Source organism: Formivibrio sp. oc-25, from assembly GCF_055810895.1.
This window is the reverse complement of sequence record NZ_JBVVOL010000015.1, coordinates 52,045-73,889: the sequence shown is the minus strand read 5'-3', so window position 1 is coordinate 73,889 and position 21,845 is coordinate 52,045. Positions and strand designations below refer to the sequence as shown.

21 protein-coding genes, 3 tRNA genes and 1 pseudogene are annotated in these 21,845 nt (G+C 55.0%); 9 read left to right on the top strand and 16 right to left on the bottom strand.

Translation table 11 applies throughout. From position 1 onward, the window contains the following. The 8 genes from AC0KVQ_RS11275 to AC0KVQ_RS11240 form a co-directional block, all read right to left on the bottom strand. The coding region (locus AC0KVQ_RS11275; RefSeq protein ID WP_473421258.1) for an IS5 family transposase at positions 1–902 on the bottom strand (902 nt) is incomplete at its 3' end. Positions 903–1,090: 188 nt separating this feature from the next. Next, complete coding sequence (locus AC0KVQ_RS11270) at positions 1,091–1,975, bottom strand: sulfite exporter TauE/SafE family protein (RefSeq protein ID WP_473421257.1); 885 nt, start codon at positions 1,973–1,975, stop codon at positions 1,091–1,093. Between the two features lie 12 nt (positions 1,976–1,987). Beyond that, positions 1,988–2,755 (bottom strand): SDR family NAD(P)-dependent oxidoreductase, encoded by a 768-nt coding sequence (locus AC0KVQ_RS11265; protein ID WP_473421256.1) that lies wholly within the window; start codon positions 2,753–2,755, stop codon positions 1,988–1,990. A 63-nt stretch (positions 2,756–2,818) separates the two neighbouring features. Beyond that, positions 2,819–3,688, bottom strand: coding sequence for an NAD(P)-dependent oxidoreductase (locus AC0KVQ_RS11260; RefSeq protein WP_473421255.1), 870 nt, complete (start codon positions 3,686–3,688; stop codon positions 2,819–2,821). A gap of 1 nt (position 3,689) precedes the next feature. After that, positions 3,690–4,565, bottom strand: coding sequence for an SMP-30/gluconolactonase/LRE family protein (locus AC0KVQ_RS11255; RefSeq protein ID WP_473421254.1), 876 nt, complete (start codon positions 4,563–4,565; stop codon positions 3,690–3,692). Continuing rightward, positions 4,558–5,454, bottom strand: coding sequence for an aldose 1-epimerase (locus tag AC0KVQ_RS11250; protein ID WP_473421253.1), 897 nt, complete (start codon positions 5,452–5,454; stop codon positions 4,558–4,560). Before AC0KVQ_RS11250 ends, AC0KVQ_RS11255 begins: the two co-directional genes overlap by 8 nt. Then, entirely contained in the window at positions 5,454–6,245 is a 792-nt protein-coding gene (locus AC0KVQ_RS11245) for an HpcH/HpaI aldolase family protein (RefSeq protein ID WP_473421252.1), read from the bottom strand. The genes AC0KVQ_RS11250 and AC0KVQ_RS11245 overlap by 1 nt, the downstream gene beginning before the upstream one ends. 11 nt (positions 6,246–6,256) lie before the next feature. After that, entirely contained in the window at positions 6,257–8,008 is a 1,752-nt protein-coding gene (locus AC0KVQ_RS11240) for an IlvD/Edd family dehydratase (protein ID WP_473421251.1), read from the bottom strand. Between the two features lie 448 nt (positions 8,009–8,456). On the opposite strand from AC0KVQ_RS11240, the gene AC0KVQ_RS11235 reads away from it, so the two are divergent. After that, positions 8,457–9,485, top strand: coding sequence for a LacI family DNA-binding transcriptional regulator (locus AC0KVQ_RS11235; protein WP_473421250.1), 1,029 nt, complete (start codon positions 8,457–8,459; stop codon positions 9,483–9,485). Here the strand turns inward: AC0KVQ_RS11235 and AC0KVQ_RS11230 are convergent. Then, positions 9,475–9,663: pseudogene (locus AC0KVQ_RS11230) on the bottom strand (IS66 family transposase); the annotation flags it as partial. The gene AC0KVQ_RS11235 and the pseudogene AC0KVQ_RS11230 sit on opposite strands and share 11 nt — an antisense overlap. A 48-nt stretch (positions 9,664–9,711) precedes the next feature. On the opposite strand from AC0KVQ_RS11230, the gene AC0KVQ_RS11225 reads away from it, so the two are divergent. Then, on the top strand, positions 9,712–10,131 hold the full coding sequence (locus AC0KVQ_RS11225) for a transposase (protein WP_473421249.1): 420 nt from the start codon (positions 9,712–9,714) through the stop codon (positions 10,129–10,131). 12 nt (positions 10,132–10,143) lie between these two features. Here AC0KVQ_RS11225 and AC0KVQ_RS11220 read toward each other — a convergent pair whose 3' ends face one another. Together AC0KVQ_RS11220 and AC0KVQ_RS11215 are read right to left on the bottom strand one after the other, a co-directional pair. Then, entirely contained in the window at positions 10,144–10,308 is a 165-nt protein-coding gene (locus AC0KVQ_RS11220) for a ribbon-helix-helix domain-containing protein (RefSeq protein WP_473421248.1), read from the bottom strand. Positions 10,309–10,589: 281 nt separating this feature from the next. Then, the gene (locus AC0KVQ_RS11215; protein ID WP_473421247.1) at positions 10,590–10,910 is read right to left on the bottom strand and encodes a helix-turn-helix domain-containing protein; all 321 of its coding nucleotides are present in this window, start codon (positions 10,908–10,910) and stop codon (positions 10,590–10,592) included. Between the two features lie 123 nt (positions 10,911–11,033). Here AC0KVQ_RS11215 and AC0KVQ_RS11210 point away from each other — a divergent pair, with 123 nt between their 5' ends. The 5 genes from AC0KVQ_RS11210 to AC0KVQ_RS11190 all read left to right on the top strand — a co-directional run bounded on the left by AC0KVQ_RS11210 (position 11,034) and on the right by AC0KVQ_RS11190 (position 16,477). Next, positions 11,034–11,987 carry a 3'-5' exonuclease gene (locus tag AC0KVQ_RS11210; protein WP_473421246.1) on the top strand — a complete coding sequence of 318 codons (954 nt, stop codon included), beginning with the start codon at positions 11,034–11,036 and terminating at the stop codon, positions 11,985–11,987. After that, positions 11,974–13,167 (top strand): hypothetical protein, encoded by a 1,194-nt coding sequence (locus AC0KVQ_RS11205; protein ID WP_473421245.1) that lies wholly within the window; start codon positions 11,974–11,976, stop codon positions 13,165–13,167. The genes AC0KVQ_RS11210 and AC0KVQ_RS11205 overlap by 14 nt, the downstream gene beginning before the upstream one ends. Continuing rightward, positions 13,155–14,294: an AAA family ATPase gene (locus AC0KVQ_RS11200; RefSeq protein WP_473421244.1), complete on the top strand. Its 1,140-nt coding sequence runs from the start codon at positions 13,155–13,157 to the stop codon at positions 14,292–14,294. Before AC0KVQ_RS11205 ends, AC0KVQ_RS11200 begins: the two co-directional genes overlap by 13 nt. A gap of 131 nt (positions 14,295–14,425) precedes the next feature. Then, on the top strand, positions 14,426–14,722 hold the full coding sequence (locus AC0KVQ_RS11195; protein ID WP_473421243.1) for a hypothetical protein: 297 nt from the start codon (positions 14,426–14,428) through the stop codon (positions 14,720–14,722). 3 nt (positions 14,723–14,725) lie between these two features. Further along, positions 14,726–16,477 carry a recombinase family protein gene (locus tag AC0KVQ_RS11190; protein ID WP_473421259.1) on the top strand — a complete coding sequence of 584 codons (1,752 nt, stop codon included), beginning with the start codon at positions 14,726–14,728 and terminating at the stop codon, positions 16,475–16,477. Here AC0KVQ_RS11190 and AC0KVQ_RS11185 read toward each other — a convergent pair. From AC0KVQ_RS11185 to alr, 5 genes are all read right to left on the bottom strand, one after another. Then, a tRNA-Glu gene (locus tag AC0KVQ_RS11185) sits at positions 16,437–16,512 on the bottom strand. The genes AC0KVQ_RS11190 and AC0KVQ_RS11185 overlap by 41 nt on opposite strands. 9 nt (positions 16,513–16,521) lie before the next feature. Further along, positions 16,522–16,598: transfer RNA gene (locus AC0KVQ_RS11180), tRNA-Arg, on the bottom strand. A 45-nt stretch (positions 16,599–16,643) separates the two neighbouring features. Next, a tRNA-Ser gene (locus AC0KVQ_RS11175) sits at positions 16,644–16,737 on the bottom strand. A gap of 71 nt (positions 16,738–16,808) precedes the next feature. After that, positions 16,809–18,035: an aspartate kinase gene (locus AC0KVQ_RS11170; RefSeq protein ID WP_473421242.1), complete on the bottom strand. Its 1,227-nt coding sequence runs from the start codon at positions 18,033–18,035 to the stop codon at positions 16,809–16,811. 107 nt (positions 18,036–18,142) lie between these two features. Further along, entirely contained in the window at positions 18,143–19,213 is a 1,071-nt protein-coding gene (gene alr, locus AC0KVQ_RS11165) for an alanine racemase (RefSeq protein ID WP_473421241.1), read from the bottom strand. Positions 19,214–19,357: 144 nt separating this feature from the next. On the opposite strand from alr, the gene lplT reads away from it, so the two are divergent. Next, complete coding sequence (gene lplT / locus AC0KVQ_RS11160) at positions 19,358–20,665, top strand: lysophospholipid transporter LplT (protein WP_473421240.1); 1,308 nt, start codon at positions 19,358–19,360, stop codon at positions 20,663–20,665. Continuing rightward, positions 20,658–21,842 (top strand): efflux RND transporter periplasmic adaptor subunit, encoded by a 1,185-nt coding sequence (locus tag AC0KVQ_RS11155; RefSeq protein WP_473421239.1) that lies wholly within the window; start codon positions 20,658–20,660, stop codon positions 21,840–21,842. Before lplT ends, AC0KVQ_RS11155 begins: the two co-directional genes overlap by 8 nt. The last annotated feature ends 3 nt before the right edge of the window (positions 21,843–21,845 follow it).

Genomic DNA, 21,845 nt, shown 5'->3' with positions numbered 1-21,845 from the left:
TTGCTGCGTTTTGTCCGGCCATCCACGGCGCTGCCTTTTTCCTTGGCGGCCGTATGCGGCTTGATGCCGAGGGCCTTCAGTGCCTGCTGGTGATCTGCCACGTCATAACCTTTGTCTTCGGCCAGGGTGCTGCCTGGGTTCAATGTGCGCTGGGCCATTGTTTCCGCAGCCTCCCGCTCGGCTGTACCGGTGGCCTTTGTGGTTTCCACATCCACCACCAGCCCGTTGCGGTTTTCCATGATGATGTGCGACAAATGCCGGAGCTTGGCTTCAGCAAACTTCGCTTTCTTGTACAGGCGTGCATCCGGATCGGTCTTCGACTCGTGCGTGGTATTGCTGCGCTTTTCGCCTTTGAAATCCACTTCGGCATTGCGACCATCGCCTGCACTGTCACCATCTTGGTCGTCCGAGCCATCCTTGCGCACAAAGCTTTTGTGCGAGGCCCAGGCTTCGATCATCGTGCCGTCCACGCTGAAATGCTCGTCCGAGGTCAGTCCTGCCCAGTCGGCCAACACCAGCACCCGCCTGAAGAAATCCCGCAACAGGGTTTGCTCCAGCAAGCGGTCGCGGTTGGCACAGAACACCGTACGTTCCCACACCCGGTCATCCACACCCAGCCCGACAAACCAGCGAAACAGCAGGTTGTAATCCAGTTGCTCCATCAACTGCCGTTCACTGCGGATGCTGTACAGCACTTGCAACAGCAGCGCACGCAGCAAGCGCTCGGGGGGAATCGACGGGCGACCAATCCGGGAATAGCGCCGGTCAAACTCGGTACTCATCGACACCAGAATCGCATCCACCGCGATCTTCAATTTGCGAAGCGGATGAGCCGCAGGAATCCGGTCCTCCAGATCCACATAGCTGAACATCGCCCCTTGAACAAAATCACTGCCGCGCATCGTCGTAAACAGAAAGTTGGGTTGCTCGAATTATCTCAGCCTATGCCAGGCCGCGTTTTGATTGGGGTCGTGCCTTTTTCACCACCCTGTTAAACAATAAGGAAACGAACAAAATGGATTGCAGCCGCAAACATACCGATGCAGCCGCAATCCTTCATATTAAAAATAATCAAATTCGTCGGCACTGACTATGCGGACTGGCTTTTTTCCTGCGCCGCACGCATTTCAGCCACTTTTTTACCAAAAATAAGTTGGCAAATGAGCAATGTGCCGAAGCTTGCACCTAGAACCGGCAAGGCAGGCAAACCAGCGGCACCCTTAATCAGCATTGAGCCGGAAGCAATCAGCAAGATAAATACCATCTTGCGGAAAACAGGTGTAGGAAGACGCTTATGCACCATTTGCCCAACCAGAGATCCCAAGATCATTGTTGGAATAGCAAAGATAACCAATTTCACCGTAGAAACCGTCAGAATTCCACTGGTAGCCAATCCGCCAATAATTGTGATGTTATTCGCAGTAAAGAAGGCATTCAGTGTTCCGCGAAATGCTGCTGGACCCAAATTACGCAACATGCCATAAATCACAACAGGTGGGCCATTGGTGGAAAATGCCGCACCCAATGCACCAGCAATAGCACCCATCGGAGCAGCGACCCAGCGTTTATCGTAAACTGGCAGGCGTGGGATGAAAAGGCTATAGAAAGAATAGACGATCAAAAATATACCCAACCCCATTTTCATAATACTGTCTGGCAAGTTGGATAGCGCATAGATGCCAACAGGCACACCAAGAAATGAAAATGCAATTAAGACTGCAGCCGATTTCCAATCCGTATCTTTACGAGACAGCCATGTAGCATACAAAGCTGTTGCCGTACCAACAATGACTGACATTGGAGCAGCCATTTTCACCGGCAATAGCATGGATACCAACGGCATAGTTGTAAGACCGCCACCAAACCCAGCACAAATACCCACAAAAGTGTACATAAACATCAAACCAACAACAGTAATGATTGTTGTTGAATCCAGAGCTACCCCGTCAGGGGTTGAAATATCAAAGAACGACATTGCCAATACTCCTTAATTTAATGTCAAGCCGGCATCAACAATAAAATCTTGCCCAGTGCAGCCATTAGATTCATCAGATCCGAGGAAAAGCGCCAGACGTGCGCAATGCGTGCCATCCAGGCGGAATTTCAGCGCCTGCATCTCGATGAATTGATTTACTTGGGCCGGATCCATCTTGGCCCACATGGCATCCTGCTTCGGGGTGCGGATCGCCCCCGGGACCAGGCTATTGACGCGGATATTACGTGCGCCCAGTTCCTGCGCCAGCGTACGGGTAAAACCGTGAATCGCGGCTTTCGAGAGCGAATACATCACCCGGCCCGGGCGACCGCGCATCCAGTTAATCGAACCCATGTTGATGATGCAGCCACCACCTTTCTTGGCCATGCCGTCAATCACGGCCTGGATGGCGAAGATCTGGTGGCGGAGGTTCACGTTGACACGGTTCTCAAAGTACTCTTCGGTGATGTCCTCAATCTTGTGGTGGTCATCACTGCCCGCATTGTTGACAAGAATGTCGACTGTTCCGAGTTTTGCTTCGATCTGCTTGAAGCAATCCTTGAATTCCGCCAACTTGGTAACGTCGCAAGGCAGGAATAGGCAACCCAACTCGCTGGCCAGCTTTTCGCCGGCATCGCGATTGAAGTCCATGAATGCCACTTTGGATCCCTGGCTGACAAATGCACGAACCAGCTCTTCACCAATTCCGGATGCACCCCCCGTTATTGCGACCACTTTGTCCGTCAGTGATGCGTACTTCACGTTTTCTAGGTAGTTCAATTTACACCTCCTCTTGATTCGAAATGCTTCTGATCCCGCCAAATTCAGGAACTGGTCTTTTATTTATAAATTGATGTTTTGCTTGACCAGCTTGAAGGTAGCGCAGAAATCTTCCGCACCAATACCTGCCGCCATGCCTTGGTCATATATCTTCTTCACTTGCTCTACACCCGGTAGATTGAGGTGTTTTTCCTGCATCATGCTATGCATGATGTTCACGTCTTTTGCCATGTTCTCCAGCGAGAAGGCCGGTTTGAAATCGGCATTGATCAGACTGTTGATTTTGCTGGTCAGATAAAAATTACTGCCGCCGCCGTAGGAAATGGCTTCGTTGAAACTAGACTTGTCGATGCCATAAGCCTCAGCAGCAGCCAGCATTTCGTTGACACTATTCTGGATACTTGCAACCAGCACGTTGTGAAGCATCTTCATGACTAGTCCTCGGCCGTTCTCTCCGAGGTAAATCTGGTTGCAGCCCATCATCGCGAGAATTGGGCGTACTTTTTCATGGGCCTCGCGGCTACCACCGACATAGATACCCAGTTCAGCCTTGATGGCCGCCGGAACCGACTTCACCACTGGGGCATCAAGCATTTCCGCGCCCTTGGCCCGCACCTGCTCAGCCAGCGAACTGGAAACGCCGGGATCAATCGTCGACATGTCGATGGTGATCTGCCCCGCATGCAGATGCGGCAGCATTTCTGCATAGACCGCGCGCACATGTTCGGATTTCGGCACCATGGTAATCACGACGTCGGTCACCTGCGCGATCTCGGCAATCGACGAAGCAGCTTTGGCGCCCGCATCCACGATCTTGGCCACAGCATCCTTGTTGAGGTCGTAAACCCAGACTTCACCATCAAACTTGGCAACGATGTTCTTGGACATGGCTTCGCCCATAAGGCCCAGTCCAATGAAGCCGATCTTTTTCATGTCAGTTCTCTTTGAAGGTTGGTTTGTGCATACCGGCTACTTGGGTACGCAGGGTAAAAATCGCGCCAGAAAGCGGACGCTCGGAGATTTCTTCTGCAGACATGTTTTCACGCGTAGTGGTGATGAACAGCGTTTTCATGTCGTCACCGCCGAAACAGACCATCGTCGGGCAGCGCACTGGCAGACGGTGTTCTTCGAGGATTTCGCCGGTGGGCGATATCCTCACTATGCGATGGCCGTCGAACAGTGCCGACCAGTAGCAACCCTCAATATCCATCGCAGCCCCATCAGGACGACCATTGCCTTGAGGGAAGCGCTTGAACACTTCGCGCACACCCGGTTCACCGTTTTCCGAGTCGAGTGGGGTGCGGTACAACACATGGTTCGGCGTATCAGTGGTGTACATCCAGCGCTTGTCCGGACTGAAGGCAAGACCGTTGGCGCCGAGGATGTCGCACTGGAGGACCTTGACCTTCAACGCGGCATCGACGCGGCAGAGCATTGCGCCATTGAAATCGCGCGGCCCCCAGTAGGTGCCAGCATAGAAACGGCCATCCTGGTCCACGCCACCATCGTTAAAGCGGGCGATGGCCGGATTGCTCGGGTTGTCGCACACCTTCTTTTCGATCTGGCCGGCTGCATCGGCGAGATAAATACCGCTGCGCATAGCCAGAATGAAGCCGCCCTTCTCGCGCAGAGCAAAACAGCCGACTTCTTCATCGAAACTCAGGGATTGGTGTTCCACAGTTTTTGGCTGATACCAGTGAACTTCTTTCCTGATGATGTCGGTCCAGTACAAGCGACCGGTTTTTTCGCACCAGGTCGGGCATTCGGGCAGGATGCCGATGTAATCGAACAGGATTTCAGGCTTATTCATAATGAGATGCCTTGATAGTCATGGTGACAGACATGGTTTCACCCGGGCCAACGCGCTTCATCGCGCCATTACTGGAGTCGATGGTCAGATCATTGATAGCGTTATTGACGTTAGTGACCGGTTCGATGGCAACGAAATTCTTTTCGATGCCAGGTACGAAGAACACAGCGTTGTATGCATCCGGCGAGCTGATTTCGGCTTTGATCTTGTCATCTGGCCAGCAGATTTCGGATTGGCGATTCCAGCCAGCGAAGCAGTTATCGACCGAACCAGCTACCGGGGAGCGCATTTCCCGGTAGTCCCAATGAGCCGGTACATTTTCAATGGCAACAGGCAAGCTATTCACGTCGTTGATCAGCACTTTTTCCGCAGAGAAACGCACCAGTGCACGGTCAGCTCGGGCGAAATAGGGATGGAACCCCAACCCGACCGGCACATCCTGCTTGGCGAGATTGGTGTAGCTCAGTGTGATGCTGACGGCATCATCCGCAAGTTCGAATACCTGGCGGGCGAGGTAGGGCCAGGGCCAATGGTGGGCGGCATCGCCACTGGCATCGTGCTGCAATTTCAGCACGATGCGGCTTTCCGATTCGTCCTCGACTTGCCAAGCGCACTGCCAGCCGTTGCCGTGAATCGAGTGCGGGTGCTCGCCGAAGTTTTTGGCGAGTTCATATGTCTGGCCGTCGAACTCGAACCGACCATATGCAATCCGGTTGGAATATGGCGCCAACGGAAAGCTGCCAGCCAAGTTCACGCGCTGTTCACCTTGCTCCGGAAGCGGACGCAGGATGTCCACACCGCGGAACTTTAGTGCCGCTACTGCGCCGCCCAATTCCGGGGCCAGGGAGAGCGAGATGTCTCCCCGGGTTTTGTGGACAAGCGTGGTCATCAGTACACCTCGCCGCCTGAAACGGTGATTTTCTGGCCACGAATGGCTGCCAGTTGTTCCTTGGCACGCGCCATCAGCATGCTCATATCAGAACCAATTGCCACGAAGTTGAAACCCCACTCCTGGTATTTGTTCACCAACTCCGGGTTGCCGCCAACGATGCCGCACGGCTTACCCAATGCGCGGCACTTGTCGATGCCTTCCTTGATCTTGGCCTGCACCTCGGGATGCGACGGATTGCCGATATGACCCATTGCACAGGAAAGGTCGCCCGGGCCGATAAACAGACCAGTTACGCCTTCAATCGCGGCGATTTCTTCCATATTGTCGATTGCCGTCGGTGTTTCCAGCTGCAGGATCAGGCACAGCTCTTCGCGTGCTTCTCGCACAAAGTCTGTATTGATGCCGTACTGACTGGCGCGGTGAACTGCTGCGAATCCGCGTTTGCCGAACGGTGGGTAATAGGCGGCATCGACAGCTTTACGTGCATCGGCGGCATTCTCAATGAATGGAATCATCAGACTCATAGCACCGCCATCAAGGGCCTTTTTGATCAGCACTACGTCATTCCAAGCCAGGCGATAAAGCGGTGTGACACCAGCCTCAGCCGAGCGAATAGCGCGGTCAATGCGAATAACATCTGGTGCTTCCATCGGCACATGTTCTTGATCAAGCACCAAGAAGTCATAGCCAACACGGGCGATAGCTTCAGCAACGACTTCACTGCCAGTCATAAACCAGGTACCGAGCTGCGTGTTGCCGTTTTCAATGGCGTGTTTGAAAGTGTTCATCAGTTAAATCCTCAGTAAATTGCTGGCTCGGGCATATCGCCACCCGCCTGCAGAAAATCGAAATCACACCCTTCATCTGCTTGGGTGACATGCTGTTGATAAAGGGCTGAGAAAGAACGCTCGTATTTGCGATGGGTTGGCTTCAGGTTCTGTCTGCGGATCGCAAGTTCTTCTTCGGAGACCCGCATGTTCAGTGTGCCGGCCTCAATGTCGAGTTCGATGATGTCACCGGTCTGTACCAGTGCCAGTGGCCCACCGGCAGCCGATTCAGGCGCAACATGAAGCACACACGCGCCATAGTGGGTGCCGGACATGCGGGCGTCCGAGATGCGTACCATGTCGGTTACGCCCTGTTGCAGCAGTTTCTTCGGAATCGGCAGGTTGCCCCACTCCGGCATGCCGGGCGCACCAATCGGGCCGGCATTACGCAGAATGATGACGGAGTCCTTGGTGACATCCAGATCCGGGTCGTCGATCTTGTCGGATAGTTCTTGCGGGTGGTCGAACACGATGGCCGGGCCGCTGTGCTTGTGCAGTCCAGGTTTCGCAGCCGAGGATTTCATCACCGCACCATTCGGGCAGAGGTTGCCGCGCAACACAGCGAGCGCACAGCCTTGTGACAGCGGAATTACCGGGTTATCCATGCCACGAATCACGTTGTCGTCATAGCAGGTGGCATTTTCAATCCAGGCAGAAACCGGCTGGTTGGTGATGCCGACGACTTCCGTATTCAGGAACGGTTCCACCTTCTTCATCAGGGCCATCAAGCCACCGGCAAAGTAGAATTCTTCCATCAGCCGGTCACCGGACGGGAACAGGTTGGCGAGTACAGGCACTTTGCGAGCGATGGCGGCCATGTCGTCGAGCGTGATCTTGATCTTGGCGCGATTGGCCATCGCGATCAGGTGAATCGCGGCGTTGGTCGAGCCACCGAGCGCCATATAGGCAACGATGCCGTTGAGGAAGTTTTCCCGCGTCAACCACTTCGACGGCTTGTGGTCGTACCAAACCATATCGACGATGGTTTTGCCACATTGCGCTGCCATCTGGGTATGGCGCGAATCAGCCGCCGGAGTCGAGCTTGCGCCCGGTAGCATGAAGCCGATGGCATCCGCAATCGAGGTCATTGTCGAGGCGGTACCCATGGTGTTGCAGGTGCCGATCGAGCGGGTCATTGCACCTTCAAGCTCGATCCAGTCGTGTTCCTTGATCGTGCCGATGCGCAGTTGGTCCCAGTACTTCTTGGTATGCGTGCCGGCACCGGTGGTGTGGCCGTGCCACTTTCCGCTGGACATCGGGCCTGCCGGAAGGAAGATCGTCGGGATATCCATGCTCAGCGCCCCCATCAACAGCGCTGGCGTTGACTTGTCGCACCCCCCCATCAGGACGGCACCATCGATCGGATGCTGACGGAGCAGCTCCTCGGTTTCCATGGCCAAAAAGTTGCGGTAAAGCATGGTGGTCGGCTTGACCATAACTTCACCCACAGACAGCGCCGGCAATTCGACCGGGTAGCCACCGGCGGCCCAGACCGCACGCTTCACCGCTTCGGCGCGTTCGCGCAGATGAATGTGGCAGGCACTGAGTTCGCTCCAGGTGTTGATGATGCCAATAACGGGCTTGCTCATGAATTCATCACGCCCCAAACCCATCTGCTGGGTGCGTTGGCGGTGGGCAAAGGCACGGATCGTGTTCGGCGCATACCAGCGCTGGCTGCGCAGTTCCGATATATCCATCCTCTTCAAATTGGTACTGTCGAACATGTTTTTATCCTGCGATCTGGTTGTCGAGAAGTTGAGTGAACTTTACGATCGTAGCGCTACGATTGCAACACCGTATATCTGCAAATTATTGATGCTAATCAAACCAGCCTAACTTTGATTTAGTAGTGAAAACAGGTACTCTACTGCACAATCATAAACAAAATTCATTCAATGTATTGTTTATAATCAGTATTTTTAAACATAAAACAGTGAGACAAAATGATTTCGCAGTGAACGAAACACACTTAAATGATTTTCACACATTCGCAGCGTTACAATAAATATCAAACAATTGGTGTAATGTTTGTCACAAGGGATTCAAATGAACCACTTCCGCATGTGTGCGGAAGGTGCACTCCACTTGGGTGTATCATTGCGAACTGACTTGCTGCAGCCCACCGCGCAGTACGATTGTGGTTAATCGTTATTCGATTCAGGCTCATTGCATATGCGACAAAGATTCAAACAAACCGTCAAACTGGACGATGTGGCCGCACTGGCCAAGGTGTCGCCGTCAACGGTATCCCTGTATGTACGCCACCCGGATAAGGTGTCATCCAAGACTGCGGCCAGAATCAAGCAGGCCATTGAGGAACTTGGTTATGTACACAACAAGATTGCAAGCCAGTTCACCGGCGGACGCCGCCTATCGATGGCTGTAGTAGTGCCATCCGTCTCAAACATCATTTTTGGTGAAGCTATTCAGCGGATTGAGGACATCGTCAGCGCTGCGGGGTTTCAGTTATTGATTGCCTCACACAACCACAGTCTTGAAAAAGAAGAAAACCAGGTGCGCTCGATTCTAGAGTGGTCGCCAGCCGCCATTGCAATTGCCGGCCCAGAGCACACGGAGGCTACGGTCAAGATGCTGCTCAATAGCGGCATACCAGTGGTACAGATGTGGCAGGTGGAAGGTGGGATTTTTCCGGCACAGGTTGGGATTAATCATTACGAGGCCGGTTATCAGGCAACTTGCTATCTACACGAATCCGGTTGCAAAAAAATCGCTTTTTTCACAACACGCTTCAAAGATGACGTTCGAGCACGCAAACGCTACAGCGGCTATCTCAAAGCTGTTGAGGAAAAAGGTATGGGGCCTATTGTGGTAGACGTGCCGCGTGATGGCGATGTCTACGAAGAAACACGCCCGCTATTACTGAAAACAATGGTAAAGGAACGCGGTCTGGATGGCATCCTAGCATCCAGCGATGCCATAGGTGCGGCATTGCTAATGGAGGCTGCAGACAAGGGGATTGCCGTACCGGATAAACTGAGCGTGCTGGGTTTTGGTGATTTCCCCGTTAGTTCGCACCTACAGCCTGTATCGCTCTCCACAATCAGCATCAATGCTGATGTGATTGCTGAAACCACAGCGAGAATGATGATTCGGATGAGTCAGGATATGGATTACGTCGGCGAAGCAGTAAATGTCGGGTTTGAAATCATCCCCCGCGGAAGTACTCGCCTAGTTGTTTGATCGGTCGAGCGCGTACCCACAAAATTTCGGACACCCCCGCATGCAGGCTGTGCCTTTGTTGCAATAGTTCCGTCAAGCGATCGGCCAACGGCTGCAAGGCAAATCCGATCCTGCCAATCCACTCACTCAGGGTGCTACGAGCCAGCGTGACATCCTGACGCGCCGCAATCTGTTCTAGGTTCTGTTGACGTTTTGCCGTGGCGGTAGAATTTGCCGCTTTGCGCAGATGGACAGAACGAAGCTGAGTGATGACGAGTGGGAGCGGCTACTGAAACTGCTACGTCAGGTTGGAGGCATCCACGTTGGCTCACCACTCGTTTGCCGGATATATGTTGAGTCCGTGCTGTGGATATTACGCACCGGTGCGCAATGGCGGGCGCTGAATCAACGCTACCAGCGCGATGATCGCCGCAAGGATATGAAGAACGTACCTGCTCCGATGCCAAACGCAGCTGCAAACCCAGCACGCCATCCGTGGGTTGCACTACACGTCATGATTAGCAGGGAATCCGGCTCAAGCGCGATGTTGAGTAACAAGCTGGAGACGATGAAAAGCGCTAAGTCTTGCGTTCCAAACATGGGCTTTATTATGTTCCAACGAAGCAAGTGCCCCGAGCATCAATCCCCTAAAAATACCAAGAGATGACTTCTAGTCACTTTATTTCTTGACCTGCTCAGCTTCATACCATTGCTGCAAAATCTTGCTGACAACCCAAGATAAGCTACGTTCCTGTTCTTGCGCCTTTTTCTGCAAAGCTTCGCCTATCTCTTTCGGAACCCTGCACGATACCTGCGTTGTAGAGCCATCCTTAGCTTGTGCCATACCTCACCACCGTTTCAGCTCAAAGTCACTTGAAGTATATCTAATTAAAAAAAAATCAACAAAAACTTGACGCACTTTCATCAAGTGACTAAAGTGAATAAAGACGGCGGGCATTGTGCCAGCTCAGGACAAAATAAGTACCGGGAGGAACAAATTATGCAGAACCCAAGCAAACCACAAAGACGATGTGTCAGATCAGACAAATACGATCAATGCATTAACTATAAAAATGAAGGTGGCCAACCAGCCCTTGTATCAATCGCACAGCAAGAATACTACGTTCACAACGGCTCAATCCTCTTGCCCTGCGCATCATACCGGATCGGCATTTCCTCAATCGAACCGTTCTGGTCTTGGCTGCGCACCTTCTTCGGCTTGGGCGCTTCAGGGAGGTATTCCACCAATGCCGAGATGTCGCACCTGAAATACCGGCACAGCGCATCCAGATTGTCGGTCACCGTGCTGTACCCGCGCTTGCCGGCAATCTTCGACAAGGTCATGCGGTTGATGCCGCACGCATCTGCCACTTCGGTCAGAGTGATGTGGCGACCTTCTCGAAACTCCTTGTCTGCTATGAGTTCCTTGACCCGGAATCTGAGCATCTTTCCCTCGGTGCGTTTGCGACTATAACGCGATGATACTTTATTTGTGTGATCGATTAAATTTTTTAGCAGTATGCGATTGTTTTTATCATCATTTGATTATTTTGTTATAGGAGATTCACCATGAACGCTACCCCTTCCCTTTCTCTCGACCAGGCTGCTGAACTCCTGCAGGCCTCTCCGGATTACCACGTGCTGCGCCGGCTGCAACCGCGTGAGGTGTTTACAGCGGTTCCGCTGGACCAACCGCTGCTGCGGGGTCTGGTGCTGGATTGCGAAACGACCGGCAAGAACCATCGCAAGCATCGTATCCATCAATTGGGTCTGATCCTGTTCGAGTACACCCCCGATGGTCAGGTGGTACGCGTGCTGGATCGTTATCTGGGCGAGGAAGATCCCGAGGCGCCGTTGCCGCAGCGTGCGCCTGAGCCGGGGGGATTCATCTACCCGTATTTCGATGAAGCACGGGTGCTGCAGATGCTGGACGGGGTGTCGATCGTCATTGCGCACCATGCCGGCTTTGATCGTCCTTTCGTGGAGAAACGCTTTCCGGCATTCAGCAAGGTGGCATGGGGATGTTCCTGGAAGGACGTCGATTGGTACCGCGCTGGCATGGAGTGCGGCAAGTTGGCCTATCTGGCTGCGGAGTTCGGTTTCTTCTATACCGCACACGATGCTGATCAGGACTGTGAGGCGTTGCTGGAGATCCTGTCACGCGCCTTGCCGGATCATGGCCAGACGGTACTCAAGGCAGTGCTGGAACGGGCGGCGTCACCGATGGTGCGGATATGGGCGACCGGGGCCACGGGCTGTGGCGGGTTGTTGGCGGACCATGACTATCACTGGGGGCGTCATAGCAAGTGCCATTACAAGGAAGTCCCCCTTGCCGCGCAGGAAGCGGAACTGGCGTGGTTGCGGCGCACGGTGTATCTGGGGCGCAGCCGTTCGAGTTTCATCATCCTTGAAACCCTGCCCGCCAACGTGCGCTATGCCGATCGCCGCTATCGCGGTCAGCAACGGCCGTTGGTGACTGACGCACCAGCTTCTGTGTCGGAGGTGCGTCATGTTGCTCGATAAAGCCACGACGATCGGCCAATATTCCGAGCCGGAAGCACTGCTGATGGAATGGGAACATGCCGCCGCGGCCGCCGCAGCGCTTGAAGACGACGAGTCGCTGGTGACGGTGTACCCGGAAGAAGAGAATCCGCCCGGTTTCGATCTGCTTGCGTGCTGGCTGTTGACGCAATGCCGCCTGATGGATACCGATGAACCGGGTGGCATGTTGCTGCAGGTGTGTGTGCCGGATGAGGTGTATCAACCCTGTGATCTGCGCGTCCTAGCAGCGGCCGCCGGTTGTCGGCTGCACTTGGCCGAGTGGATGTTGCCGGAGACCAGAGGTAGCGACATTGAATTGATGGTGCTACCGCGTTCGCGCCAGCAGGCCGCTACGCTACTCCGGGCAGCAGGGCAACCCTCGGGGCGGCGGATCTGGTTATGGCTGACGGAAGACACCCAGCCGTTACTGGAGTCCGGCTATCTGCCACAGACGTGCTTCGATCTGACCACGCCGGCCTGGCGCTGGGCGCTGGTGCGCTATGTCTGGCAGCAGTACTGCCTGAAGCTGTGGCAGCGTGAGGTCTGGCTGGCGGAACCGGTACTGGCCGAGTTGTGCAGTTTGCCGCTGCCGAGTTTGCGCCCCGCCTTGTATCTGTTGCTCGCGCAGGGGCTGGCCGAGGGGGATCCGGAAGCACTGGTCTCGCTGGCGAATCTGGGACCCATGAACTTCCTGAAGGAAGCCGAGCGTTTGCCGCAGGCGACGGCTGCCGTACAGGACTGGGTGATCGAGACATTGCAGACACGCCTGGCGAGCCAGTCGCTGTATTTCGCGAGCAATCTGGGCGATCACGAACTGGTGGTGTTATGCGAGCAGGCGCAGATCAATTTCGAGATCGTCTGCAAACACACCCTGGACGGGATCTTTCTGGAAAGTCGCTGCGAAACCAGTTTGCCGGCCGAGTGGCTGGGTGTGCTGGTGGGGCTGGCGAATCGCTGGAATGGTCGGGGTGGTCCGGCGGTTGTGATTGAGCAAGATGAGGATGGCGGTTTGCAGATCCTGTTGCGCCAGCGGCTGGATTTCCCGCCGGAGGCGTCCCTGAGTTGGGCCAAAACCTATCTGTTGCGCAGTCTCGACCACATCTGTGGCTTCTGGGTGGTGGAGATTGGTCTGTTGCAGCGAGGTCAGTCATGCCGTCACTGAGCGAACGGCTGGCGGGCCAGACCGCCACCCTGCTGCCCCTGCTGCCCCTGCTGCCGCGCCATGTCGCTGCGGCGGCACGGGGGCGGCTACGGCAGCGTCTGCCCACCTTCGACCCACCAGAGGAAACCTCGCCGGCAGTGGCGGCAGCACCGTGCCGGCAAGTGCAGTTGGTTGATGCCGTGGCGCTGCAGCAGCGGCTGGGCAGTGAGCGTGGGCGTGATCGGGTCGGTCTGGTCGAGCAATTGAGCGGGCTGGCCCAACCCAAAGAGTTGCGAATCCCCAATCATGATCATTGGCAGCAATTGCAAACGTTACAGCAGCAGCTTCCGCATATGGCGGCCGTGCTGACCTCGTTGCTGAATCGGATCAAGTTGCAAGTCGCGACACAGCAGCCACTCAAGCTTTCCCCCACTCTGCTACTGGGTCCGCCCGGTAATGGCAAGAGTCATCTCATGCACTGTCTGGCCGAGATCCTGGCCTTGCCGACGCTGGAAATCCAGTTGGGTGGCAATGCAGACAATCTGGCCCTGATTGGCACTTCCCGCCACTGGGGATCCGCCGCGCCCGGAAAACTGGCGCTGTTTCTGGCGCAAAGTACGATTGCCAATCCCCTGGTACTGCTGGAAGAGATCGACAAGAGCGCCTTGGGCAATCATGGCTGGACGCTCGATATCTTGCTGGTGCTGCTCGAACCGGAAAACGCCCGGCGCTTTGAAGACAAGTTTGTCGAAGTGCCGATGGATTTGCGTTATTGCACCTTCCTCGCCACCGCCAACAGCAGTGCAGAACTGCCTGCGCCACTGCGGAACCGTTTCCAGTCCTATCCGATCAGCGCGCCACAGCGCCAGGCATGGCCGCAGATCTTGCAGCAGCTGTACACCCAACTGCGGCGGCAGGAGGGGCGCGACCAGTTGTTTCAGGCCGAGCTGCCCGAGGCGGTGCAGGCTGCGTTTCTGGCCCACTGTCCGAACATTCGCGAACTGCGCAAGCGGCTGGAAACGGGCTTTGATGCAGCGCTGGCTCGCTTCGATTCGCCGGACGCCTTATTGCAGCACAAGGGCAATCTGTTGCCGCAGCCACCGGAAATAGAGGTGGATGAAGACAAGCCGCGCATAGGCTTTTTTTAAGGGGGCGTCAAATTGTAGGCCGAGGGTGTGAAGTAGATCACACATACAGGAATTGACCGGCCTTCAATTTGCCGACTGCTGATACATCGTGATTACATACTTTCACCAAGCAACTTGAAAGGAATAAAGCGATGTCATGTAAACAAACGCAACTGAAGACTTTGCTGGACGGGCTGGATCGTCTTAACCGCTTGTCACAAGAACATGCCGACCATGGCATCCGATGGCATGAACAGGCTACATCTCATGAGTCAGATCACTTCACGGTCTGCATGGATGCGATGGAGCGCATTCAACGTTTAGCGGGGCAGCGGCGTGCTAGTCGCAGCATGGCGGAATTAATCGTCAGCCACCTGAAACAACCTGCTGCCGCAGAGCCGAGCCTGCTCGCAACAACACAATCCACCAATTCGGAAAAACAGGAGTAAACCATGAAAAGCGTTCAGCCTCTCATTGCAGCCATTTATGCACGTAAATCGACGGATGATTCTGACAAGGCCGCTGCCAATACTTCGGTGACACGTCAAATCGACCATGCCAAAGCCTATGCCGAATCGCAAGGCTGGGTTGTGCCCGAACACCTGATTTTTTTCGATGAGAAAACTTCAGGTGCGGAATTCATCCATCGTCCAGGTCTCAAAAAATTGCTCGCTGCCACCGAACAGTTTCAGATCTTGGTGGTATCAGAACTCTCGCGCTTGGGCCGGGAGGCTTTTGCAACGCTGGAAGTGATGTACTCCCTCAAAGAAGTCGGTATTTCGGTCCATTCTTACCTGAGCAGGCAAGAGGAAAAAATTTCTAGCAATATGGATGCGCTGATTCTGTTCGTCAAATCCATTCTTGCAGCAGAAGAGCGCGAAAATGCCAGCAAGCGCTCACGGGATGCACTGATTCGCCTGGCCATGCAAGGGGTGGTCACCGGGGGACGGGTCTATGGCTATGAGAACATTCAGATCAACAATCTTTCGGCGCTCGGCTTCTCTGTCCGCGCCTTTACCGATCACAAAATTTACCCTGATCAAGCAGAAGTGGTGCGCGGGATCTTTGCGATGTATCTGGCAGGATATGGTTATGACTCGATCGCCAAAACATTGAATGGTGTCGCCCAGGATACTTATGTCAATTGTCTGACTCGCTATTTTGGCGGCAAAAAACCCCAGGCACCGAGTAAAGCGCTTTGGGCACCCAGTGGCATCCGGGAGATGCTACGCAATGAGCGCTATGTGGGAAAAGTTGTTTATGGGAAATATCGCAACACCTATAAAAACAAGCGCGCGAAGCTTCGCGTACTCCAGAATGATTCCGAATGGATTCGGGTGGAACGACCCGACTTGCGTATTGTGGATGCCAAACTTTGGGAGGAGGTTCAGAAACGTCTTGAAGCGGAAGCGCAGGCCTATAGTAAACAGAGCGCGGGGCGGATTGATAAGCAACGGCAATCCAATTATATGCTCTCGGGCCTCATGGTTTGCGAATGCGGCAGCCGCATGGTCGTCGTACGCGGCAGTTATGGCAGTGGTAGTACGCGCAGGTCTGTAATGTCCTATATGTGCGGTGGGTACAAAACATTCGGGGAGGTTAGATGTAGCAACTCGCTGCGCAAGCCGATCGAGCTTTTTGAGGATCAAGTTGTGCAGGCGCTTCAGTCGGAGTTCTTGTCACCTTACGCTATCAACATGCTGGTTGAGGAAGTGAGCAATCTGCTGAAAGAAGAAAGCGCACCTCGGCAACAAACCATGGAAAACTTGCAGAGTGAAGTAAACAAGCTTGCTCGGCAAATCGAGAATTTATGGACGATGGCAGCCGAAGGCGCTGAAAACACGCCGACTGGGTTGGGCCAGCAAATCAAACAACGCGAAGATCGCAAAACCGTACTGGAAAGACAAATCGCGGAATTGAGTCAGGAGAAAACGCTGGCGCCGAAGGATGTCGAGAAATTGGTTGGGCAGATTAGTACGTCCTTGCACAACATCAAGGCGCTACTCGCACAAGGGGGTGATCAAGGCAGAAAAGTAATTCGGGATTTCTTGGGAGGGCTGCCGATCAAGTGCCAGCCATTCAATGAAGATGGAAAAAAAGGCTATCGCCTTGTTTTGCCATTTTCATTCAAGACTTTTATTTCTGACCCAACCATCCAAAGGTTGGCGTCCCCACGGGGATTCGAACCCCGGTTATCGCCGTGAAAGGGCGGTGTCCTAGGCCTCTAGACGATGGGGACTGAGGCAAGTGGCGCGGCCGAAGAGATTCGAACTCCTGACCCTCTGGTTCGTAGCCAGATACTCTATCCAACTGAGCTACGGCCGCGCTGATTTACTACTTTTTTCCAAATTTACCGTCGCCGGTAAAACCTGGCGGAGACGGAGGGATTCGAACCCTCGATAGAGGTTTTGGCCCCTATGCTCCCTTAGCAGGGGAGTGATTTCAGCCACTCATCCACGTCTCCGTCAAGGGAAGCGGGATCATACGTTGATCATCCCGCAGCGTCAAGCCGGAAACAGGAAATTTATTGGCTGATTACGATGCCTGCTCCAGACCAAATGCCTTGTGCAGTACACGCACTGCCAATTCGAGATATTTCTCTTCCACCACCACGGAAATCTTGATCTCGGAAGTAGAAATCATCTGGATATTGATGCCTTCTTCAGCCAGTGTACGGAACATGGTGGCTGCGACACCAACGTGCGAACGCATACCCACGCCAACGATCGATACCTTGCAAATCTTGTCGTCGCCTTGAATGGTGCGCGCGCCGATATGCGCCTGCACGCCTTCAAGCACCTTGATCGCGCGAGCCAGGTCGTTCTTCGGCACCGTAAACGAGAAGTCGGTCGTGCCATCCTGGCCTACGTTCTGGATGATCATGTCGACATCGACATTGGCATCAGCCACCGGCCCCAGAATCTGGTAGGCGATACCGGGCTTGTCCGGTACACCCATCACATTGATGCGGGCTTCGTCACGATTGAAGGCGATGCCGGAGATGACGGGCTTTTCCATGTTGCTGTCTTCCTCGAAGGTAATCAGGGTGCCCTCGCCTTCTTCCTGGAAGCTGGAGAGCACACGCAATTTCACATTGTATTTGCCGGCGAATTCAACCGAGCGGATCTGCAGCACCTTGGAGCCCAGGCTGGCCATTTCCAGCATTTCTTCAAAGGTGATGGTCTTGAGTTTGCGCGCTTCAGGTACCACGCGCGGATCGGTGGTATAGACACCATCGACATCGGTATAGATCTGGCATTCATCTGCCTTGAGCGCAGCGGCCAGGGCAACACCGGTGGTATCGGATCCCCCACGGCCCAGCGTGGTGATACTGCCTTCGGCATCAACCCCCTGGAAACCGGCGACGATGACCACTTTGCCTGCGGCCAGATCGGCACGCATGTTTTCATCGTCAATCGACTGGATGCGAGCCTTGGTGAAGGCACTGTCGGTCAGGATCTTGACCTGGCCACCGGTATAGCTGACGGCATCGACACCAACTTCCTTGAGTGCCATGGCCAACAGACCGATGGTGACCTGCTCTCCGGTCGAAATGATCACGTCGAGTTCACGCGGATCTGGATTTGTCTGGATTTCCTTGGCTAGGGCGATCAGGCGGTTGGTTTCGCCGGACATCGCGGAAACCACCACAACCAGATCGTGGCCCTGTGCCTTGAATTTCGCCACGCGGCGTGCCACGTTCTTGATCCGGTCAGGACTTCCGACCGAGGTACCGCCGTATTTCTGGACAATTAAAGCCATGATTCAACCTGCGGGTTGCAATAGAAATAAAAGGGAATTCTTTTGAGGCGGTTATTGTAATGAAAGCGCCCGACATTTTCGAGCCGCCTGTCATCGATTACTTCACCTCAGTCCGTAACAACGGGTACGCGCAGCGCCAAGGCACACATCAATTCATAACTGATGGTACCTGCGGCAGCCGCCACTTCATCAATAGACAGGTTGCAGCCCCAAAGTTCGACCGGACTGCCAACTTCGGCCTGCGCAATATCGGTTAAATCGATTGCAAGCATATCCATGGATACACGGCCGACCAGCCTGCTGCGCTGCCCGCAAACCCAGACAGGCGTACCGGTTGGCGCATGACGCGGGTAACCATCGGCATAACCGCATGCCACCACGCCGATACGCATTGGCTTGTCGGCACGAAAAGCCGCCCCGTAGCCTACGCTTGCGCCGGGATTGAGCGACTGCACGCCAATGATGCGCGAAGTCAACGACATTGCTGCCTTGAGCCCCAGATCATTGGCGGTACGATCTGCAAACGGTGATGAGCCATACAGGGTAATACCGGGCCGCACCCACTCAGCATGCGTTTGCGGGTAATCAAACAACGCTGCCGAATTGGCCAGCGAAACTGGCAGATTCAAACCGGCCGTCGCCGCACGGAAGCGTTCCAGCTGCCAATCGACGCCCTTGTCCGGCTCATCGGCCGTGGCAAAGTGCGCCATCAAGGTGACAGACAGCACGTTATTGCATTCAGACAGGCGCGACACCAGTTCATGCGCCCTTTCCGCCTCGAAGCCCAACCGGCTCATGCCGGTATTAAGCTTCAGACACACCCGCAGCGGATGCGGCAACCTGGCGGATTCCAGCCACTGCAACTGCTGCTCGCTGTGTACCGCGATACGAAAATCGTACTGGGCACAGATTTCCAGCTCTACCGGCTCGAACACCCCCTCGAGCAACAGGATAGGCTGATCGAATCCCAGTTCACGCAATACCTGTGCTTGCTCGATTTCGAGCAGGGCGAAACCGTCAGCCTTGGCCAGCGCCTGCGCCGTGCGCACCAGTCCGTGACCATAGGCATTGGCCTTGATCACGGCGTAGGCTTGGCTATTAGGCGCCAGCGCCTTGAGCAAACGGTAATTGTGCAGCAGGGACTGGGTGTGAATGGTTGCCAGGATGGGACGTGCCATGATGAGGTAGCGGGCTGGTAAACACAGACGGTCGATTATAGATCATTGCAGTGCAACATTGGGACCGGTTCCGGTAGTGACAATACCATCCTTACACATTCGTGGTATAAAACGCACTCGGCTTAACCGGAAGTATGCCTTCCCATGAATTTTGGTTTCTTCATCATTCTCGGCTCGCAGTTCCTGTCTGCCTTGGCCGACAATGCCCTGTTCATCGCCGCCATTGCCCTGCTGAAGGTACAGGCCGCGCCAGAATGGCACTTATCCTTGCTGCTATGGAGCTTCACCACCTCCTACGTCGTGCTGGCCCCCTTTGCCGGTTCATTCGCCGATTCCATGCACAAGGGACGCGCAATGATGATCTGCAATGGCATCAAGCTGGCTGGCTGTCTGGGCATGTTGATCGGGGTACCACCGATCATTGCCTATGCCGTGGTGGGATTCGGCGCAGCGGCCTACTCGCCGGCCAAATACGGCATCATCACCGAATATCTGCCGCACGAAAAACTGGTTGCCGCCAATGGCTGGCTTGAGGGCGCCACCGTGGGCGCCATCATTTTCGGGACACTGCTCGGCGGCTTTTTGTGCGGGAACTGGATTCACGCCTTCCTCAACACCCACCATATCGGCACCTTTGTCCTTGGCAATCATATATCGCCACCGGAATTCGCCATCGGTGCCATTATCGTCATCTACCTGCTGGCGGCATGGCTCAATGTGTATATCCCGAAACTCAACGTACGACTCAAGGCCCTGCACCTCAAGCCGATGCACCTGGCGCGCGAATTCTGGTGGTGCGTAAAACGCCTGTGGCGCGATCCGCAAGGCGGCCTGTCGCTCGGCGTCACCACGTTGTTCTGGGGGGCGGGTGCAACCATGCGGCTGGTAGTGATCAACTGGGCGATCATCTGGCTGAGCTACTCGATGGAGCAGGCAACGCGGCTCGTTGCGATCGTAGCATTTGGCGTTGCCTTCGGCGCGGTGATTGCCGGCCGCTGGATCCCCCTGAAAAAGGCATTCTCGGTATTGCCGGCCGGCATCGCCATGGGCGTAGGCATCGTGGGCATGCTGTTCGTCCATGAAACCTGGATAGCCGCCCTGATGATGTTTGTCGTGGGTGCTCTCTCCGGCTTCTTTGTTGTGCCGCTGAACGCAATGCTGCAACACCGCGGCTACATGCTGATGGGCGCAGGGCATTCGATTGCCGTACAGAACTTCAACGAAAATCTGGGCATCCTGGTCATGGTCGGCGCCCATGCATTGCTGGTCAAATTCCTGAGTGAAGACGTGCCAGCCGATGCGCCAGCTTCTGTCATCCAACAGTTTTCCAGCAGTGGCGTACCGCCCATGCACGCCATCATCACAGGGTTTGGCCTGCTCGTGGCACTGGTAATGGTTTACATCACACGTCGTTATCGTCAGGGTGAAAAACAGGGAATCATGCATGATTGATCATCGACTTGCCGCTCCGCTCGTGCTTTGTCTAACCCTGACGGCATGCGGGGGAAGCAAGCCCGAGTCGACGACATCTCCCCAGGCCAGCACTCCATCGGCGCATCCCCGCGCCGCCCGTGCACAAACCGTCAGCACCACCCTATCCAGAACCGAATCCATTCCATTGATCATGGCATCGCAGGGCAATGTGATTTCGCTCGACGAGGTGGATCTACGTCCGCAGAAAACCGGCACTGTCAGCCAGATTCATTTCCAGGAAGGCGATCAGGTAAAAAAAGGTCAGTTGCTGTTTTCTCTGGATGCGAGCGACGATGCTGCCAATCTGCAGAAAGCCGAGGCACGCGTGATCGGCAGCCGGACCCAACTCGAGATCGCCAAGCGTGACTGGCAGCGCGCACAGGATCTGGCCAGCAAGAATTTCATCTCTCCCGCCGGATTGGATACTACCCGCGCCAAACTGGATTCGGCCGAATCCACACTGGCACAGGATATCGCCACGCTTGAATCGGCCAAGGTTCTGCATTCCTACAACTTTGTCCGTGCACCGTTCGCCGGTCGCGCCGGACGCATCGATGTACGCACCGGCAGCCTGGTGCAGGCCAACACCACGACTGCACTGGTGAGAATCACGCGCCTGGACCCGATTGGTGTCAGCTTTACCTTGCCAGAACGCTTCCTGCCCATGCTGACCGATGCCAAGGCACGTGACAAAGTGCAGGTCCTCATCGACACCGGGGCAGGCCAGCCTTTGCGCGGGCAAATCACTTTCGTGGAAAACAGCATCGATCGTACCGCCGGCACCATTGGCATCAAGGCACAATTTGCCAACGGCCAGCACCAGCTCTGGCCCGGCCAATTTGTCTCGGTGAAGGTCAAAGCCGGCGAAATTGCCGATGCCGTCACGCTGCCGGCCCAGGCGATTCAAAACAACAGCAGCGGGCAATTTGTCTACGTAGTTGGCAACGACGACACCGTCAGCGCACAACCGGTACAGGTGGTGCAGGTCTATCAGGAACGTGCCATTGTTACCGGCATTACCGGCAATACCAAGGTGGTACTTGAAGGCGGCCAGAATCTGCGCCCGGGCGGCAAGGTGATCGAGGCTGCCTCGCGACCTGCAGACGGCAAGCGCGGCCAGCAAGCCAGCCGGGCCAGCGCCGCCGGCACACACTGACGG

Bases quoted from the DNA above. Each gene is read 5' to 3' on its own strand.
- AC0KVQ_RS11270 (WP_473421257.1), bottom strand. From the start codon at position 1,975: ATGTCGTTCTTTGATATTTCAACCCCTGACGGGGTAGCTCTGGATTCA.
- AC0KVQ_RS11260 (WP_473421255.1), bottom strand. From the start codon at position 3,688: ATGAAAAAGATCGGCTTCATTGGACTGGGCCTTATGGGCGAAGCCATG.
- AC0KVQ_RS11255 (WP_473421254.1), bottom strand. From the start codon at position 4,565: ATGAATAAGCCTGAAATCCTGTTCGATTACATCGGCATCCTGCCCGAA.
- AC0KVQ_RS11250 (WP_473421253.1), bottom strand. From the start codon at position 5,454: ATGACCACGCTTGTCCACAAAACCCGGGGAGACATCTCGCTCTCCCTG.
- AC0KVQ_RS11245 (WP_473421252.1), bottom strand. From the start codon at position 6,245: ATGAACACTTTCAAACACGCCATTGAAAACGGCAACACGCAGCTCGGT.
- AC0KVQ_RS11240 (WP_473421251.1), bottom strand. From the start codon at position 8,008: ATGTTCGACAGTACCAATTTGAAGAGGATGGATATATCGGAACTGCGC.
- AC0KVQ_RS11235 (WP_473421250.1), top strand. From the start codon at position 8,457: ATGCGACAAAGATTCAAACAAACCGTCAAACTGGACGATGTGGCCGCA.
- AC0KVQ_RS11225 (WP_473421249.1), top strand. From the start codon at position 9,712: ATGGACAGAACGAAGCTGAGTGATGACGAGTGGGAGCGGCTACTGAAA.
- AC0KVQ_RS11220 (WP_473421248.1), bottom strand. From the start codon at position 10,308: ATGGCACAAGCTAAGGATGGCTCTACAACGCAGGTATCGTGCAGGGTT.
- AC0KVQ_RS11215 (WP_473421247.1), bottom strand. From the start codon at position 10,910: ATGCTCAGATTCCGGGTCAAGGAACTCATAGCAGACAAGGAGTTTCGA.
- AC0KVQ_RS11210 (WP_473421246.1), top strand. From the start codon at position 11,034: ATGAACGCTACCCCTTCCCTTTCTCTCGACCAGGCTGCTGAACTCCTG.
- AC0KVQ_RS11205 (WP_473421245.1), top strand. From the start codon at position 11,974: ATGTTGCTCGATAAAGCCACGACGATCGGCCAATATTCCGAGCCGGAA.
- AC0KVQ_RS11200 (WP_473421244.1), top strand. From the start codon at position 13,155: ATGCCGTCACTGAGCGAACGGCTGGCGGGCCAGACCGCCACCCTGCTG.
- AC0KVQ_RS11195 (WP_473421243.1), top strand. From the start codon at position 14,426: ATGTCATGTAAACAAACGCAACTGAAGACTTTGCTGGACGGGCTGGAT.
- AC0KVQ_RS11190 (WP_473421259.1), top strand. From the start codon at position 14,726: ATGAAAAGCGTTCAGCCTCTCATTGCAGCCATTTATGCACGTAAATCG.
- AC0KVQ_RS11170 (WP_473421242.1), bottom strand. From the start codon at position 18,035: ATGGCTTTAATTGTCCAGAAATACGGCGGTACCTCGGTCGGAAGTCCT.
- alr (WP_473421241.1), bottom strand. From the start codon at position 19,213: ATGGCACGTCCCATCCTGGCAACCATTCACACCCAGTCCCTGCTGCAC.
- lplT (WP_473421240.1), top strand. From the start codon at position 19,358: ATGAATTTTGGTTTCTTCATCATTCTCGGCTCGCAGTTCCTGTCTGCC.
- AC0KVQ_RS11155 (WP_473421239.1), top strand. From the start codon at position 20,658: ATGATTGATCATCGACTTGCCGCTCCGCTCGTGCTTTGTCTAACCCTG.